Genomic DNA, 14,855 nt, shown 5'->3' with positions numbered 1-14,855 from the left:
CTGCGGCCCCGCTCGTTCAAGACCGCACCAGACCAGGTTTCCGGGACTTTTATGCCAAGCAAGGTTCGCATCGCGCTGGACGCCATGGGGGGCGACGGAGGCGCCGCAGTGGTCATTCCCGGCGCCGCCATCTCGCTTCAGAGGCATCGGGGGGCCGAATTCCTGCTGGTCGGGGACCGCGCCATGATCGAGCCCGAGCTGGAGAAGCATCCCGACCTCAGGGCCGCTTCGAGGATCATCCACACCGACGTGGCCGTCAGCGGCTCGGACAAGCCGAGCCAGGCGCTGCGGCGCGGCCGCAAGACCTCCTCGATGTGGCTTGCCATCGACGCGGTGAAGAAGGGCGAGGCGGATGTTGCGGTCTCCGCCGGCAACACCGGCGCGCTGATGGCGATGTCGCGCTTCCATCTGCGCACGTTGCCGGGGGTCGACCGTCCGGCAATCACCGGGGTATGGCCGACCAAGCGCGGCGATTCCGTCGTGCTCGACCTCGGCGCAACCATCGGCGGCGACGCGCACCATCTGGTGTCGCTCGCGGTGATGGGGGCTGCGATGGCAAGCGTGCTGTTCGACAAGAAGCGCCCCACGGTCGGGCTGCTCAATATCGGGGTCGAGGAGATCAAGGGGCACGAGGAGATCCGCGAGGCCGGTGAAATCCTGCGCGCCAGGAACCTGCCGGAACTCGACTATATCGGTTTCGTCGAGGGCGACGGCATCGGCAAAGGGCACGCCGACGTCATCGTGACCGAAGGTTACAGCGGCAATATCGCGCTCAAGGCTGCCGAGGGAACCGCGCGGCAGATGGCGGAATTGCTGCGCGAAGGGATGCAGCGGAGCTGGATGACCAAGCTCGGCTATCTCTTGGCCCGCGACGCCTTTCAGGCGCTGCGCAACAAGATGGACCCGAACAAGTCGAACGGGGGCGTGTTCCTGGGGTTGAACGGATTAGTGGTCAAGAGCCATGGCGGAATCAGCGCCGAAGGCTTTGCCTCTGCGATCAATGTTGGCTATGAGATGGTCAAATTCGATCTCCTGAACAAGATCAATCAGATGCTCAACCGCGAAGGTGGTGCACTCAATTCCGTGCAGGCCGCGCAGGAGGCTGTTTCGTGACTCAGATTCGTTCGGTCGTGCTGGGCTGCGGCTCTTATTTGCCGGAGCAGGTGGTGACCAACGCCCAGCTGGCGGCGCGTATCGACACCTCCGACGAGTGGATCGTGCAGCGCACCGGCATTCGCGAGCGGCACATCGCGGGCGAGGGAGAGTTCACCTCGCACCTCGCGATCAAGGCGGCGCAGGCTGCGCTGACCGACGCCGGCCTGGATGCGCAGTCGATCGACTTGATCGTGCTGGCGACCTCGACGCCGGACAACACGTTTCCCGCGACCGCCGTTGCCGTGCAGCACGCCCTCGGCATCAACCACGGCGCGGCCTTCGACCTCCAGGCGGTGTGCTCGGGCTTCGTGTTCGCGCTCGCCACCGCCGATAATTTCCTGCGCACCGGCGCCTTCAAGCGCGCGCTGGTGATCGGCGCGGAGACCTTCTCGCGCATCCTCGACTGGACCGACCGCGGCACCTGCGTGCTGTTCGGCGACGGCGCCGGCGCGGTGGTGCTGGAGGCGCAGGAGCAGCCGGGCAAGGCTGCGACCGATCGCGGCATCGTCACCACGCATCTGCGCTCCGACGGCCGCCACAAGGCAAAACTGTTCGTCGACGGTGGCCCGTCCTCGACCCAGACGGTCGGTCATCTGCGCATGGAAGGCCGCGAGGTCTTCAAGCATGCGGTCGGCATGATCACCGACGTCATCGTCGACGCCTTCGAGGCGACCGGGCTCAATGCCGACAGCATCGACTGGTTCGTGCCGCACCAGGCCAACAAGCGAATCATCGACGCTTCCGCCCACAAGCTGCATATCGCGCCGGAGAAGGTGGTGCTGACGGTGGACCGTCACGGCAACACCTCGGCCGCCTCGATTCCGCTGGCGTTGTCGGCAGCGCGCAAGGACGGTCGCATCAAGCGCGGCGACATGGTTCTCATGGAGGCCATGGGCGGCGGCTTCACCTGGGGCTCGGCGATGGTGCGCTGGTAGAGCCACAGTCGATAAAATTTTGCCGGAATCAGCCGCGATTATCGATGCGCCTGCATTGATGAGCGCTGTTGACCGCCGTATCGTAAGCTCATAATTTCAGACAACAATTGTTCGCCGTGATGTGGGGCAGGGCGATGACCGATCAAAGTAAAACCGTAACGCGTGTCGATCTGTGCGAGGCCGTCTACCAGAAGGTGGGCCTGTCGCGCACGGAATCGTCCGCCTTCGTGGAACTCGTGCTGAAGGAGATCACCGACTGCCTGGAAAAGGGCGAGACGGTGAAGCTGTCTTCGTTCGGGTCCTTCATGGTCCGCAAGAAGGGCCAGCGCATCGGTCGCAACCCGAAGACCGGCACCGAGGTGCCGATCTCGCCGCGCCGGGTCATGGTGTTCAAGCCGTCGGCGATCCTGAAGCAGCGCATCAACGCGCAGCACCGTACCAACGGCGACGGCAGCAAGGTTCAACCCGAGGCGTAAGTCGCCCCGCGCAGAGGATTTGGCATTTGGACAAGGCGCCGGATGCGTTCCGAACCATCAGCGAAGTAGCGCAGGAGCTCGACATCCCGCAGCACGTGCTGCGGTTCTGGGAGACCCGGTTCTCCCAGATCAAGCCGATGAAGCGCAGCGGCGGCCGCCGCTATTACCGCCCCGACGACGTCGACCTGCTCAAGGGCATCCGCCGGCTGCTCTACGGCGAGGGCTACACCATCCGCGGCGTGCAGCGGATCCTGAAGGAGCACGGCGTCAAATCGGTGCAGGGTCTCGCCGACAGCGCGGCCGCGGTCTCGTTCGGGGCCATCGAGGACGCCATCGGCGCCAGCCTGATGGAGCCCGAGGACGAGGAGGCGCCCATCATCAAGGGCGTCACCGATGCCGACGAGGACGACTACCAGGGTGACGAGGAGGAAGGCATCGACTTCCGCTTCAGCGAGGTCGACGACGAGGACATCCTCACCACCTTCCGCAAAGGCGGCACGACTGCCGCGGCCCCGGCCGGCCCCAGTGCGCTGGACCGGGAACGGTTAGGGCGCGTCCTCGCCGACCTCGTCGCCTGCCGCGAGATGCTGGACCAGGCGCTGAAGGACGGGTGAGGGGCCTTTTCCGCGGCTTTGCGGGCAGTTCCGGCGACTGTGGGCAGGGACGCCAAAATGCTGCGGCCTCGCCTTGCGCATCGCGCCGATCCTAGCTAATGGAACGACGTTCGGAGCGTGGCGCAGCCCGGTTAGCGCACTAGTCTGGGAGACTAGGGGTCGGAGGTTCAAATCCTCTCGCTCCGACCATTTTTTCAAAGCATCTGTTGGGTGGATGACCGGGGCGTAGGGCTCGCTCTGGCCGAGGACGCGTGCGCGACGGTCGCCGGGGCTGCTTCGGTGGCCGGCAGGCCAAAATGCCGAAAACAACCCCATGCACAGTAGCGATGTCGTTGGTTGTATGAGGTTTTTCCGAAGCGATTTGACGCGCCGAGCAGAACAGGGCATGATGTCGATATGCCAGCGTGTGGGCGGGTCATGTATCGGATTGGACTGGTCTGAGGGTTCGCGCTGACCGCCTCGCCCATGTTGGCGGGTGACCGATCGGCAGATCGAGAAACTGATCGGCTCATGCAGGTCCTTCGTGACGAGATCGCGCGCGAGGATTGTCTGTGGCGCGAGAGCCTGACGCGATGGTCTGATCAAACGTTGGATGAGCAGCAGAAGATTTCTGGACTCGTCGCCTATTTCTGCAGTCAGAAGAATAGAGAACAGATCGTCCAAGGGGACACGACCGAAGATCTCATCAGGCACGAAGTTGCGGCGTACGACCAGTTATGGGCGCAGGAGAGGGCGATTGCGATCGGGCGGCAGATTCGGGAACTCAGGGAGCGTCGGCTTCGCTAGAAGCGGACGTGCCATGGAAATGCCCACCTACCTCAAATACCTCAGCACCGCGGGACTCGCTTCCCTGCGCGCCGGGGGCGTATCCTATCCTCGCATTTGAGCAAGCGCGTCCAGGTTTCGGGCATCGTTCCTCCTACCTCAAATACCCCACCACCAACCCCGTCGTCTCATCCACCAGCACCTTCACCGTCTTCTCCGTCAGCATCTCGGCGCCGTTCAGCACGGTGTTGTGCGCGACCGACTCGATCGTGCTCACGCACATGAACGCGGCGAGCGCGGGGTCGATCTTGCGCATCTGCTTGCGGCGGCTTTCGAGATAGGTGCGTCCCAACGCATGGCCTCGCGGTTCGCCCCCGCTCATCTGGGCGACAAAGGCGCCGGCTCTGACCACGAACCGAATTTCTTGGGAGCTGCGGACCGGGGGCGACCTGGTCAAGGCTCTTTGTCGACGTCGGTGCGGTTGGTCAAACCTTTGTTAAGGCGGCTGCCGCGCATCCATCCGCGAGCGACCTGCGCCGCGCTGCCGGCGCCGCGCAGCACAAGATGCTCGAGGGCGCCGGTGCTTTCCGGCGCCTTCTTTCCATCTACCGGACTCTCATGTGAAGATTTCTCCACTCGCTTAGACCAGGATCTGTAGTAGGCAACCGCCGTCATGATCGCGATCCCCGCGGCTCCGACGAGCAGTTGGGCGAGGATGCCGTTCCCTGCCAACTGCAGGATGAAGTACCCGATGAAGGCCAGGAGAATGCCCACACAAAACACTTCCAGAGACTGCTGGCCGCACTTTACCAGGGGTCGCCAGATGGTGGCTCGCAGCCCGGGCGCATCGATCGGTATGAACCGGGCACCAAGGATGATCAGCACCATCAAATGAAGATAGCGGTAGGGCGCCAGGTTGGTCTTGTCGTTGGGATTGAAAAGCTCGAACAAGGCAGGCGCAAACAAGGCCCGGAGCTGAGGCTGGTGAGCAGCCAACGTCATGAGCGCCGCAAAGATCAGATAGGCAATCGCAACAACCAGCACGAGCCTGGACCGCAGCAGGAAATGCAGACGCCCCGCACCCGTCAACGCGAGCCATGCGCCCGTGACAAACAGAAGCTGCCACGCCAGCGGATTGAAGTACCAGTTTTCCGATGGATAGGAAGGCAGGTTCCAATGGAATCGCCGCGCAGCCAGATAAAGCAGCACCGACCCGATCATGACGGCATCGGGAAATCTCAACATCAACCAGAGGATCGGAGGAAACAGGCCCATCAAAACGACGTAGAGCGGCAGCACGTCCAAATTCAGAGGCTTGTATCTCAGCAAAAGCCCCTGCGTCATCATCTCGATCGGCGCGCTGGTGACCGGTGCGGCGTTGAACAGATCGACCAGATCAGGCGCGTTGAACCTTTCCGACAGGAAATGGATGAAAGCCAAGTAGATCATGAATAGCAGGATATGCGCCGTGTAGATTTGCCAAACGCGCCTCAATAGCCTGCTGGCTCCGAACACAAAGCCCCGCTCCATCTTTCGCGTATATACGAGCGCCGAGGTGTAGCCGGAGATGAACACAAACAGATCGGCCCCGTCGCTGAATCCATAATTCCGGAACGAACACCACACCAGCACCGTGCCGGGGACATGGCCGAGAAACATCGCCCAGTTGGCGAGGCCGCGAAACAGGTCGAGACGCAAATCACGTTGAGGTGGTGGCGGCGCAAGCCCGAGCTTCATTCTGCTTTCCGTCGTGCAAACGATTCACGATCGATGTCCGCGCCCCAGCACGGAGAAGCCGCCGAGGTCGCTCACGCCAGATGCCGGGCCGAGAGCCTCGTTTGAGAAGGATCAAATGGCCAGCCGCGAGTTCAGTTTGATACGGTCAATACGACAATGTTGGCGCACTCAGGTCAGCAGGATATTGACCTGAGTCAAGCGACCTGCCGTGAGCCGCGGTACCATGCATGACTTCGAGCGCGCGGAGACCAAACGGCGTCCGGAGTTTTCCAGGGTAACTGGCAGGAAATCTCAGTTCCGAGCAAAACGCGCGCGCTGTGTCATCGGACCTGGCCCGGTGGGCGTTTCCTCGGTTGGTCGTGTTCTGGTCAGTAGTTTTGCGGGGCCTTACGCGTGGCCCTTGATCTCGTAATGGCCGGGCACGCATTTGTACCGATCCAGGCGCCAATTGGCGTGATAGATCGGATGCTCGCCCATCCATTTCGCCAACGGCGCCTGTGCGCCGATCGCACACTGCATCATCGATATCTCGGGCGTCATGTTGCTGTCGGTCACGATTTCCTCGATGCAACTGCCTGAGCTGGCTGCACTCAGCCGGCAGAGCACGGCAACGACGGTCACGAACATTCCTGTCACCTCATCGGTAGTTTCAGACCACGAAGAAGATGCAAGCGGAGTGCCAGAGCCTGTGACACGCAAGCCACACGCTGGCCTGGCCGACTCGACCCAGCGTCATTTGGCGATTCGGATTGTAAAAAAATTGCCCATAAACCGAAGCCGGACAATTACGGGAATCGGCCAGTAAAGCTCCGGTTGCGGCGCCAGCGCCTTCGGCTGGTGCTTCGCGCACGGTGGGCCAGCGCATGTGCTTCCCAGCGACAACGGAGCAAGCGCCTCGTCCTTCGAGACGACCGCTGCGCGGTCTCCTCAGGATGAGGCTAAAGGGCACGGCCCTCGTTGCAACTGCCTCCATATACTCCGCCCTCATCCTGAGGGCCCGCCAACGGCGGGCGTCTCGAAGGATGTGCTGCGGGTGGGGCTGCCTCACACGCACGGACCGTGTGGTGATCGCACCGGCGCGGCCGATAGTCCGCGCGCCGAAATAATTGATGCCGAAGATTGCTTCGCCGATCCGCTTTCATTTGCCGATGCGGCGCTGCTACATTTCGCGCGCGCGGCCGGTCAGCGGCACTGCGACGAAGAAACAGACCGACAAGGGGAGGGGCCGAAAGTCCCATGAAGGATTTCGCAGGAAAGATCGCCGTCATCACCGGCGGCGGCACGGGAATGGGGCGCGAGCTCGCACGGCAGCTCGTCGCCGAGGGCTGCAATGTCGCCATGTGCGACGTCTCGGAAGCCGCGATGGCCGAGACCAAGCGGCTCTGCGAGGTCGAGACGCTGCCGCAAGGCCTGCGCGTCACGACGCATGTTGCCGACGTCTCGATCGAGGATCATCTGAAGCGCTTCCGCGACGAGCTCGCCGAGCAGCAGAAGACGGACAGGATCCATTTGCTGTTCAACAATGCCGGCATCGGCGGCGGCGGCAGCCTGTTCACCAACACGCGCGAGCAGTGGGAGCGCACCTTCAACATCTGCTGGGGCGGCGTCTATCTCGGCGTGCGCACCTTCCTGCCGATGCTGGTGGCCGCCGACGAGGCCCATATCGTCAACACCGCGAGCGTCAACGGCTTCTGGGCTTCGATCGGGATGGGGCAGGCACACACCGCCTACAGCTCGGCCAAGTTCGCGGTGAAGGGATTTACCGAAGCGCTGATCAACGACCTCCGCCTGCACGCGCCGCACGTCAAATGCTCGGTGGTGATGCCCGGCCATATCGGCACTTCGATCGTGTCCAATTCGCGCAAGGTGCAGAGCGCCGACGGCTCGGAGCGGCTCAACGCGGACGAGGTCGCGCTGACCCGCAAGCGCATGGTCGCGGCCGGCGTGCCGGATGCCGACAAGATGTCGGACGAGGACATCCAGGCGGTGTTCGCCGAGCGCGCCCGTAGCTTCCTCGAGGATGCGCCGACCACGGCTGCACAGGCCGCGAAGATCATTCTCGACGGGGTCAAGGCGGAGCGCTGGCGCATCCTCGTCGGCGAGGACGCCAAGCGCCTCGACGAACGCGTCCGCGCCACGCCGGAGCAGGCTTACGACCGCGCCTTTTACGAAAGCTTTACGCAGGAGGTCGGCTGGCGGCTGGGTTGAGATCGCCTCCAGGGCGCGCCGATATAGGTATGATCATCATCATGGCAAGAGGCGTGCAGGTATTTGTAGGTGCCACACCTCCTGCCAATGTTGATCGCCTCATGACGAATTGGAATGTCACGCATGCGAGCGGACCGGGTTCGTTCAAGCGATGGTGATCTCGAAGGGCTCTCATTCAGTGCACGGCTGCTTGGTCGGTGCACTGAATTGGTTTACTCAATGAAGGGTAACGCGATGATAGAGCGTAGCTCCGATGATACCCGCATGCCTCTCCGACGACTGGATCCTCTGCCCGGAGCGGGAGGACATTTCCGCTGAATTCACGCGGCTCCTGACCGCGGCCCAGGAGGGCGGCGCCACGATCGCTGAATGCCTGATGATCGCGCGGCAGCTGAAGCGGGGCGACGACCGGTCCTGGCATCGCGAGTGGAAGAAGCTGGCGCAGGCCAATCGGCATCGCGCCGAGGCAGCGTTCGCGGAGGGCCACATGGCGAGCGCGCAGCGCAACTGGCTGCGCGCCATGAACTATTATGGTGCGGCGGCGATGCCGCTCGAGCCGGACGACGAGCGCCGCTGGGTTGCGGTGCTCGCGATGCAGGAATGCGCGCGCCGCTACCTTTCGGCGCGCAGCCCGGCGGGCGAGGTCGTGACGATCCCCTGGCTCGACGGACATGCGCTGCAGGGCTACTTCCTTCCGGCGCCGTCGGGAAGCGGGCGGGCTCCGACCGTGATCTGCATCGGAGAGCCCGGCCACCGCAAGGAGGAATTCCTGCACAAGCTCGTGCCGCATGCGCGCGAGCGCGGATTCTCGATGCTGGCGCTCGACCTGCTCGGCGACCAGCGCGACGACATCATCGACGAGCTGTTGCGGCGGGGGATCTCGAAAGCGCGATTCCCTGCGTCATGGACTATCTGGAGACGCGCGGCGACATCGATTTCGCCCGGGTCGGGATCATCGCCGACGGCTGGGGCTCGTCCTTCGTGGCGCGCGCGGTGTTGCAGGAGCCGCGGCTTGCTGCCGCCGTCTGCGATGGCGGCCTGTGGGACCTGCACGAGCGGGCGTTCTTTGCCAGCCGTTTCGCGATGAGCGACGTCACCATCGTGCCGGTGCCGCACGCGCCGCTGATGGCCTCCAGCGCCGACTGTCCGGTGCTGATCACGCTCGGCGAAGACGGCTGGCTCAAGGCCGACCGGGCGCGCCAGATCGTCGAGAGCTCCCGGCTCGGCAGCTCGGATGTCATGTTGAAGGTGTTCACTTCGGCCGAGACCGGCGCGGCGCAGGCCCATGCGGACAATCCGAGCCTTGCCAACGAATATATCTTCGACTGGCTCGAATCGCGGCTCGGCGCCGCCACGCGGCGGATTTGACCGCCGCACCAAGCCTTCAGAAGTCGATCGAGATCCGGACGCAGGCTTTCTGCAGGCGATTCTTCAGCGTCGCGAGCTTGCCGGTGAATTCCGTCAATTCGTCCTCATCGAACCCCTGGAAGACGAATTCGCGGATCGTCTTGTACTGCTCGTTGAGGCTCGCGATGTGCTTCTGGGTCTTGTCGGCGAGCGACAGCCGCACCACGCGGGCGTCGGTCGGGGAGGGACGACGGCGGAGCAGGCCCTTCTTCTCGAGCAGCTTGGACTGGGTGGTGACGAAGGATGGATCGACGTGGAGCAGCTTGGAGACGACGTTGACCGGAATGCCGTCGTCCTTGTCGAGGTCGGAGATGGCCATCAGGATCAGCCATTGCGGGCCGCTGATGCCGAGCGTCTTCGCCCAGAACTGACGCAGCTCTTCCAGATACATGTTGATCGACGAGATCTCCCAGGTGAAGCGCCTGATGATATCCAGGTTGCCGATCGAGCGCAGGCGCGCTCCTTCTTTCCTCGTCGCGGACACAGCGTCACTCCCGTGAACCGATCGTTTAGGCCGGTTGCTCATCGACGGCCATAGTCCACGCAAGCCTGCTCTGACGCAAGTGCAGAGCAGGCTAATTGTGTCAGTAGGATTACAAAGATGATCGGCTCAACAGATTGGCTCACCCTGGGTGTTGCCTGTGGGGCACAGGTTTAGGTGAAACAGAAAGCTGACTAAATAAAGTATTTTGATCGGCGGAACGGCGCAGGCATATTGCTTCTGACGGTGGGGGGTACTCGATCGTCCCGTTGCAGGTGGTTCGCTCACGTCCCTCGCGTTCAAGCGGGAGTGTCCGAAAGCGCAAAGCGGCCGAGCGGATTTGAAGAGACGGGGATCTGGGGGGCCTCACGGTCCAGTCTCCGCAAAATGGACAACTTGGAGGTTTTATATGAAAGTGGTGAAGAGCCTTTTGCTCGGCACTGCGGCGGGTCTGATCGCCGTCGGTGGAGCCCAGGCGGCCGATCTTCCGGTCAAGGCCAAGGCGATCGAGTACGTGAAGATCTGCTCGCTGTACGGAGCGGGTTTCTACTACATCCCGGGCACCGACACCTGCATCAAGCTGGGCGGTTATCTGCGTGCCGAAGTCGCGCTCAACTCGGGCGGTCACTACAATGGCCAGTTCAGCGGTGTCGCAGGTGGGCACGACCGTCTGAGCAACTACTACAGCATGCGTTCTCGTCAAGATCTCAACATCGATACGCGCACCGCGACCGAGTATGGCGTGGTCCGCACCTTCTTCGATGCGACATTCACCTGGACGTCGGGAAGCTATGCCGGTGCAGGCACGGGTGCTACCGGAGGCGCCACCGCCTATGATTCGGCCCCGGCAGGAACGAGCGGTTCGGGCTCGGTCTCCGGCGGTGCGCTTGGCGTCTACTTCGCTTTCATCCAGTTCGCCGGATTCACGATGGGTAAGGCAGTGTCGCAGTTCGACGCACCTTGGACCAACTATCCCGGCAACAACTTCGACGGTCTCGTCGGTGGCGGCGGCACGGTTACGGGTGTCAACCAGTTCACCTATACCGCTGACTTCGGTCAGGGTATCACGGCGGCTATCTCGGCGCAGGACCAGGTTGCCTACGGCCAGACGAACATCTGGAACACCACGGGCGCGACCGCTGGCGGCATCGTCGGTGGTGCTTACGGTCTGAACGACATCGGCGGTACGCGGTCGCCCGACATCATCGGCATGGTGCGTGTCGACCAGGCGTGGGGCCTGTTCCAGGCGTCGGTTGCGGCGCACGACAACCACGCCGGTTACTATGGCGCCAGCGAAACTACCGGAGCAGCGTCGGACAAGTGGGGTTGGGCTGCTGCGCTGGCCTTGTCGATCAAGAACATCCCGACAGGCGCGGGTGACGTGCTCAACATCCAGGGCGTCTACACCGAGGGTGCGAGCCGCTACAACTTCCAGAGCCTGGCGACGACGAGCTACTCCATGTTCAGTGGCAGCGGCAATGGCGCTTACCAGAGCGTCGGCTTCGCTGGTGTGTCCGACGCCGTATTCGGGGCCGGCACGGGCCTCGAACTCACCAAGACTTTCGGCATGCGCGGTGCGTTCACCCACAATTGGAATGCGTACTGGAACTCGGCTCTCTACGGTGCGTACGGTGCCGTCCGTTACAGCGGCACTGCGAAGGGTCTGATCTGCGGCAGCGCAGGCATGGCCGCTCTGGCTCTGACCGGCACTTGCAATCCGGACTTCGACATCGCTCAGGTGGGCTTCATCACCCGCTGGACTCCGGTCAAGAACCTGACGTTCTCGGGTGATTTCAACTGGACCAGGATCGACCAGAAGTATTCCGGCACGGTTGCTTACGGTGGAAGCGCGGCCACTGCCAAGCCTGCAGCCGTCTACGAGTTGAAGGATCAGGACAGCTTCACCCTGCTGCTGCGCGCCCAGCGCAACTGGTGATGTGATCTGACGACGACCAGGCCCCGGCGGGACACCGCCGGGGCCTTTCTTCCAATGTGGCATTCGGAAAATCCGGTGGCGGTTGCGGGCGGCGAAGACGAGCCATGCGATTCGATCACCTGCAAACTTATTTACTTACCTGAGTTAATCAGCTATATATCGCTCAGCCAAATACGAAAGTTGCGGCTCTTAGCTTCATGCTAAGCCTCCAGAAACCTCCGGTGATGCCCCGCCGGAGGTTTTTCGTTTTTGGGGTGCTGTTTCAAAGCGTCTCGAGCGAAATATCAGCCACGCATCACGCGGGCCCGTCCGTTCGGCCGGTAGGCGAGGCGGCTGTGGCCGCTGCAATAGGGCTGGCTGTCCGGCGCGGAATTGCCGCAGAAGCAGAAATCCTCGGCGCCCGGCGTCGAGATCGGCCAGCGGCAGCGGTTCTCCGAGAGCTCCAGCAGCGAGCAGCGATTGGCCTCGTCGATCGGCCCGGCCACGACCGGCGCGTCGGTGTCGCCATAGATCGTGGCGAGCATCTCGTATTGCAGCCGCGGCACGGTTCTCGGCGCCCGCGCCGGCCGGTCCTGAACCTTGCGGTCGTCGATGGTGCGGCCGCGCGTGAGATTGAGGCGGGACAGCTTGCCGATCACGGCATTGCGGCTGACTCCGATGTCGGCGGCGATCTCGCGGCACGAGAGGCCGGCCTCGAAGTGCTGCTTCAGAAGTTCAATTCGTTCGTCGGTCCAGGTGGGCGAAAGAACAGGCATGTGTCACGGTCCCAGGTTGCAGATGTGGCCATCCGCCTTCCGAGATCCGTCCGTTCACGTCCGGCGCGCGCTCACGTCCTGCCATTGTCGCGAATCGACAGAAGCCCGTCCTTGATGGCGAGACGGATGCCTTCCTCGATCAGGGTACGTGCGACGCCGGGAACGCTGGTGCCGTGGGTGCCCTGTCTCACCAGCTTCTCCAGATAGGTGATGGTCGAGAGCGCCAAGGTTACGGGAATACGGTCAGTCTCGGCTTTTTCGGTGGCCATGGCCGAACGCTAGCCTCATACTCGGGTACATAAAAGTAACGATTAAGACTCTATTTAGGTTCAGGGGTGGGAGTCAAATCCGGGCAAGTCCAGTGTGACAGCTCGTTGAAATCGCTGGAGATTTTTCACGTGGTTAGGCGCGCCGCGCGGGACATCGGGCAGCGGCGTGGCGTCGACAGGTCGGGAGGTGCGGGCCGGCTCAGCCGTGCACGATCGCCTTTTCGATCATGCAATGGATGCCCTTGGCGCCGTTGACGGTCTGGGTCACCCTGAGGTCGGCGGCCAGGCTGCACAGCATGTAGGCGTCCTCGCGCGACAGGTTTCGCGTCTCGCCGAGCAGAGCGATCATGTCCCGCAGCGCGCGCACCACGCACTGGTCGAGGTCGGGATCCATCGCCATGGTCATGTAATGCGTGGCCGTTTCGGCGCGGGGATAGTCGAAGGTCAGGTCCTTGCGCAGCGTCAGGCGGAAGCGCCCCTGCAGCGCGGTCTCGATCGCGGTGACGCAGACCTCGCCGTCGCCCTGCACGCCGTGGCCGTCGCCGCAGGAGAACATCGCGCCCGGCACGAACACCGGCAGATAGAGCGTCGCGCCGGCGCCGAGCTCCTTGTTGTCGAGATTGCCGCCCATGGCGCGCGGGATCAGCGAGGAGATGCGGCCCCAGGCCGGCGGCGGCGACACGCCCATCACGCCGAAGAACGGTTTGAGTGCGAGATCGAGGCCCCACGGCATGCGGCCGACCATCCGCGTCCGGTCCAGCGGAATGTTCAGGATACGGGTCTCGTGGAAATCGTCGGGCAGGGTGCCGGACAGCGGCTTGATCATGTTCCAGCCCCAATCCTGCCGGAGCTGGACGTCGAGGATCTCGACTGCGAGCACGTCGCCGGGCTCGGCGCCTTCCACCGCGATCGGCCCGGTGAGGATGTGCCCCGGCAGCATGCGTTCGTTATTGGCGTGAACCTCGAACATCTCGGGGGGAATGTGAAACTTGTCGCGGTCGGGCAGCATGTCCGGGCCGCCGCTGATGGTGTCGACCGTCACCTCGTCGCCGCTTTTGACGGTGAGGACAGGCTCGAGCGCGGCTTCGAAGAAGCCCCAATGACAGGTTTTGGGGTTGGAATGCAGGTGGTGATGGGTCATTTGCCGGGTCCGGTCGCTTTCATCAGGCCGGGCTTGACCCGGCGATCGATCCTCTTTCAAGAAGCTTTCTGAAGATCGTCGGGTAGGTCAAGCCCTGCGCGGACCGGCAAGATCATTCCAGCGAGGCTCCCCTGTTTTTCGTTCTGTCCAAGACCCTCGGCACCGCGCTGCTGCCGATCAACCTTCTGGTCGAGCTCGGTATCCTGTCGCTGGTGCTGATGGCGACGCGCTTTGCCGCGCTTGGCCGCAAGCTTGCCGTGACCACGCTGGTGTTGCTGGCGGTGGCGGCGTTCTCGCCGCTCGGCAATCTCCTGATCTATCCGCTCGAGTCGCGCTTTCCCGCGTGGGACCCCGCGCGCGGCGCGCCCGACGGCATCATCGTGCTCGGCGGCTCGGTCGACACCGATCTGTCGGCGGCGCATCGCACGCCCGTCGTCGCACACGCGGCCGATCGTCTGTTCGCGCCGGCCGAGCTCGCGCGCCGCTATCCGAATGCGCGCATCGTGTTTACCGGGGGGAGCGCGAACCTGGTTTCGACCGATGCGAAAGAGGCCGACTATTCCGCGCCGATCCTGGAGAATCTCGGCATATCGAAGGACCGCCTGATCCTCGAGCGCAATTCGCGCAACACCTGGGAGAACGCGATCTTCACGAAACAGCTGGTCACGCCGAAGCCGGGCGAGCGCTGGCTGCTGGTGACGTCGGCCTTCCACATGCCGCGCTCGATCGGAATCTTCCGCAAGGCCGGATTCGACGTCGAGGCCTATCCGGTGGACTGGCGGATGGGCGGGCGTGACGATCTCTTCTCCTTCACCAATATGGGCGCGGACGGGCTGGGCCGAACCGAAGTCGCGGTGCGCGAGTGGATCGGCCTGGTGGCTTACCGTCTGATGGGCAGGACCGGCGAGTTGCTTCCGGGACCGGGCAAGGACTAGAACGAGAGCTGCACAACAAGAACATAGCGCCAGCGCAAGAT

At 63.2% G+C, this 14,855-nt stretch carries 15 protein-coding genes, 1 tRNA gene and 1 pseudogene; 10 read left to right on the top strand and 7 right to left on the bottom strand.

The features are described 5' to 3' along the window. Positions 1–51 precede the first annotated feature (51 nt). The 6 genes from plsX (at position 52) to CIT39_RS19575 (ending at position 3,966) form a co-directional block, all read left to right on the top strand. Positions 52–1,113: a phosphate acyltransferase PlsX gene (gene plsX / locus CIT39_RS19600; protein ID WP_094977605.1), complete on the top strand. Its 1,062-nt coding sequence runs from the start codon at positions 52–54 to the stop codon at positions 1,111–1,113. Beyond that, positions 1,110–2,090 carry a beta-ketoacyl-ACP synthase III gene (locus tag CIT39_RS19595; protein WP_094977606.1) on the top strand — a complete coding sequence of 327 codons (981 nt, stop codon included), beginning with the start codon at positions 1,110–1,112 and terminating at the stop codon, positions 2,088–2,090. The genes plsX and CIT39_RS19595 overlap by 4 nt, the downstream gene beginning before the upstream one ends. 134 nt (positions 2,091–2,224) lie before the next feature. Beyond that, positions 2,225–2,566: an integration host factor subunit alpha gene (locus CIT39_RS19590; RefSeq protein WP_026311906.1), complete on the top strand. Its 342-nt coding sequence runs from the start codon at positions 2,225–2,227 to the stop codon at positions 2,564–2,566. 26 nt (positions 2,567–2,592) lie between these two features. Next, positions 2,593–3,180 (top strand): MerR family transcriptional regulator, encoded by a 588-nt coding sequence (locus tag CIT39_RS19585; RefSeq protein WP_094977607.1) that lies wholly within the window; start codon positions 2,593–2,595, stop codon positions 3,178–3,180. Positions 3,181–3,291: 111 nt separating this feature from the next. Then, positions 3,292–3,369 (top strand) — tRNA-Pro (locus CIT39_RS19580). A 321-nt stretch (positions 3,370–3,690) separates the two neighbouring features. Next, entirely contained in the window at positions 3,691–3,966 is a 276-nt protein-coding gene (locus CIT39_RS19575) for a hypothetical protein (protein ID WP_148667331.1), read from the top strand. Positions 3,967–4,099: 133 nt separating this feature from the next. Here the strand turns inward: CIT39_RS19575 and CIT39_RS19570 are convergent, their stop codons facing one another. The 3 genes from CIT39_RS19570 to CIT39_RS19560 all read right to left on the bottom strand — a co-directional run bounded on the left by CIT39_RS19570 (position 4,100) and on the right by CIT39_RS19560 (position 6,309). After that, entirely contained in the window at positions 4,100–4,357 is a 258-nt protein-coding gene (locus CIT39_RS19570) for a hypothetical protein (RefSeq protein WP_244607399.1), read from the bottom strand. 41 nt (positions 4,358–4,398) lie between these two features. After that, the gene (locus CIT39_RS19565; RefSeq protein ID WP_334272994.1) at positions 4,399–5,682 is read right to left on the bottom strand and encodes an OpgC domain-containing protein; all 1,284 of its coding nucleotides are present in this window, start codon (positions 5,680–5,682) and stop codon (positions 4,399–4,401) included. A gap of 387 nt (positions 5,683–6,069) precedes the next feature. Then, positions 6,070–6,309, bottom strand: coding sequence for a hypothetical protein (locus tag CIT39_RS19560; RefSeq protein ID WP_094891819.1), 240 nt, complete (start codon positions 6,307–6,309; stop codon positions 6,070–6,072). A gap of 609 nt (positions 6,310–6,918) precedes the next feature. On the opposite strand from CIT39_RS19560, the gene CIT39_RS19555 reads away from it, so the two are divergent. Then, positions 6,919–7,890 carry an SDR family NAD(P)-dependent oxidoreductase gene (locus CIT39_RS19555; protein ID WP_094977610.1) on the top strand — a complete coding sequence of 324 codons (972 nt, stop codon included), beginning with the start codon at positions 6,919–6,921 and terminating at the stop codon, positions 7,888–7,890. Between the two features lie 253 nt (positions 7,891–8,143). Beyond that, positions 8,144–9,258: pseudogene (locus CIT39_RS19550) on the top strand (alpha/beta hydrolase family protein). Between the two features lie 16 nt (positions 9,259–9,274). Here CIT39_RS19550 and CIT39_RS19545 read toward each other — a convergent pair. Further along, entirely contained in the window at positions 9,275–9,781 is a 507-nt protein-coding gene (locus CIT39_RS19545) for a MarR family winged helix-turn-helix transcriptional regulator (protein ID WP_162308587.1), read from the bottom strand. Between the two features lie 406 nt (positions 9,782–10,187). Between CIT39_RS19545 and CIT39_RS19540 the strand changes: the two genes are divergently transcribed. After that, on the top strand, positions 10,188–11,714 hold the full coding sequence (locus CIT39_RS19540) for a porin (protein ID WP_094977613.1): 1,527 nt from the start codon (positions 10,188–10,190) through the stop codon (positions 11,712–11,714). A 284-nt stretch (positions 11,715–11,998) separates the two neighbouring features. On the opposite strand, the gene CIT39_RS19535 is transcribed toward CIT39_RS19540, so the two are convergent. From CIT39_RS19535 to CIT39_RS19525, 3 genes are all read right to left on the bottom strand, one after another. Further along, positions 11,999–12,469 (bottom strand): GcrA family cell cycle regulator, encoded by a 471-nt coding sequence (locus CIT39_RS19535; protein WP_094977614.1) that lies wholly within the window; start codon positions 12,467–12,469, stop codon positions 11,999–12,001. 71 nt (positions 12,470–12,540) lie between these two features. Next, positions 12,541–12,738, bottom strand: coding sequence for a hypothetical protein (locus CIT39_RS19530; RefSeq protein WP_007603456.1), 198 nt, complete (start codon positions 12,736–12,738; stop codon positions 12,541–12,543). A gap of 199 nt (positions 12,739–12,937) precedes the next feature. Then, positions 12,938–13,879: an acetamidase/formamidase family protein gene (locus CIT39_RS19525; RefSeq protein ID WP_094977615.1), complete on the bottom strand. Its 942-nt coding sequence runs from the start codon at positions 13,877–13,879 to the stop codon at positions 12,938–12,940. A gap of 167 nt (positions 13,880–14,046) precedes the next feature. On the opposite strand from CIT39_RS19525, the gene CIT39_RS19520 reads away from it, so the two are divergent. Beyond that, positions 14,047–14,814 carry a YdcF family protein gene (locus tag CIT39_RS19520; RefSeq protein WP_094977616.1) on the top strand — a complete coding sequence of 256 codons (768 nt, stop codon included), beginning with the start codon at positions 14,047–14,049 and terminating at the stop codon, positions 14,812–14,814. The last annotated feature ends 41 nt before the right edge of the window (positions 14,815–14,855 follow it).

It is taken from the genome of Bradyrhizobium symbiodeficiens (assembly GCF_002266465.3).
Taxonomy (GTDB): domain Bacteria; phylum Pseudomonadota; class Alphaproteobacteria; order Rhizobiales; family Xanthobacteraceae; genus Bradyrhizobium; species Bradyrhizobium symbiodeficiens.
The sequence above is the reverse complement of the archived record's forward strand: the minus strand, read 5'-3'. Positions and strand labels throughout refer to the sequence as shown.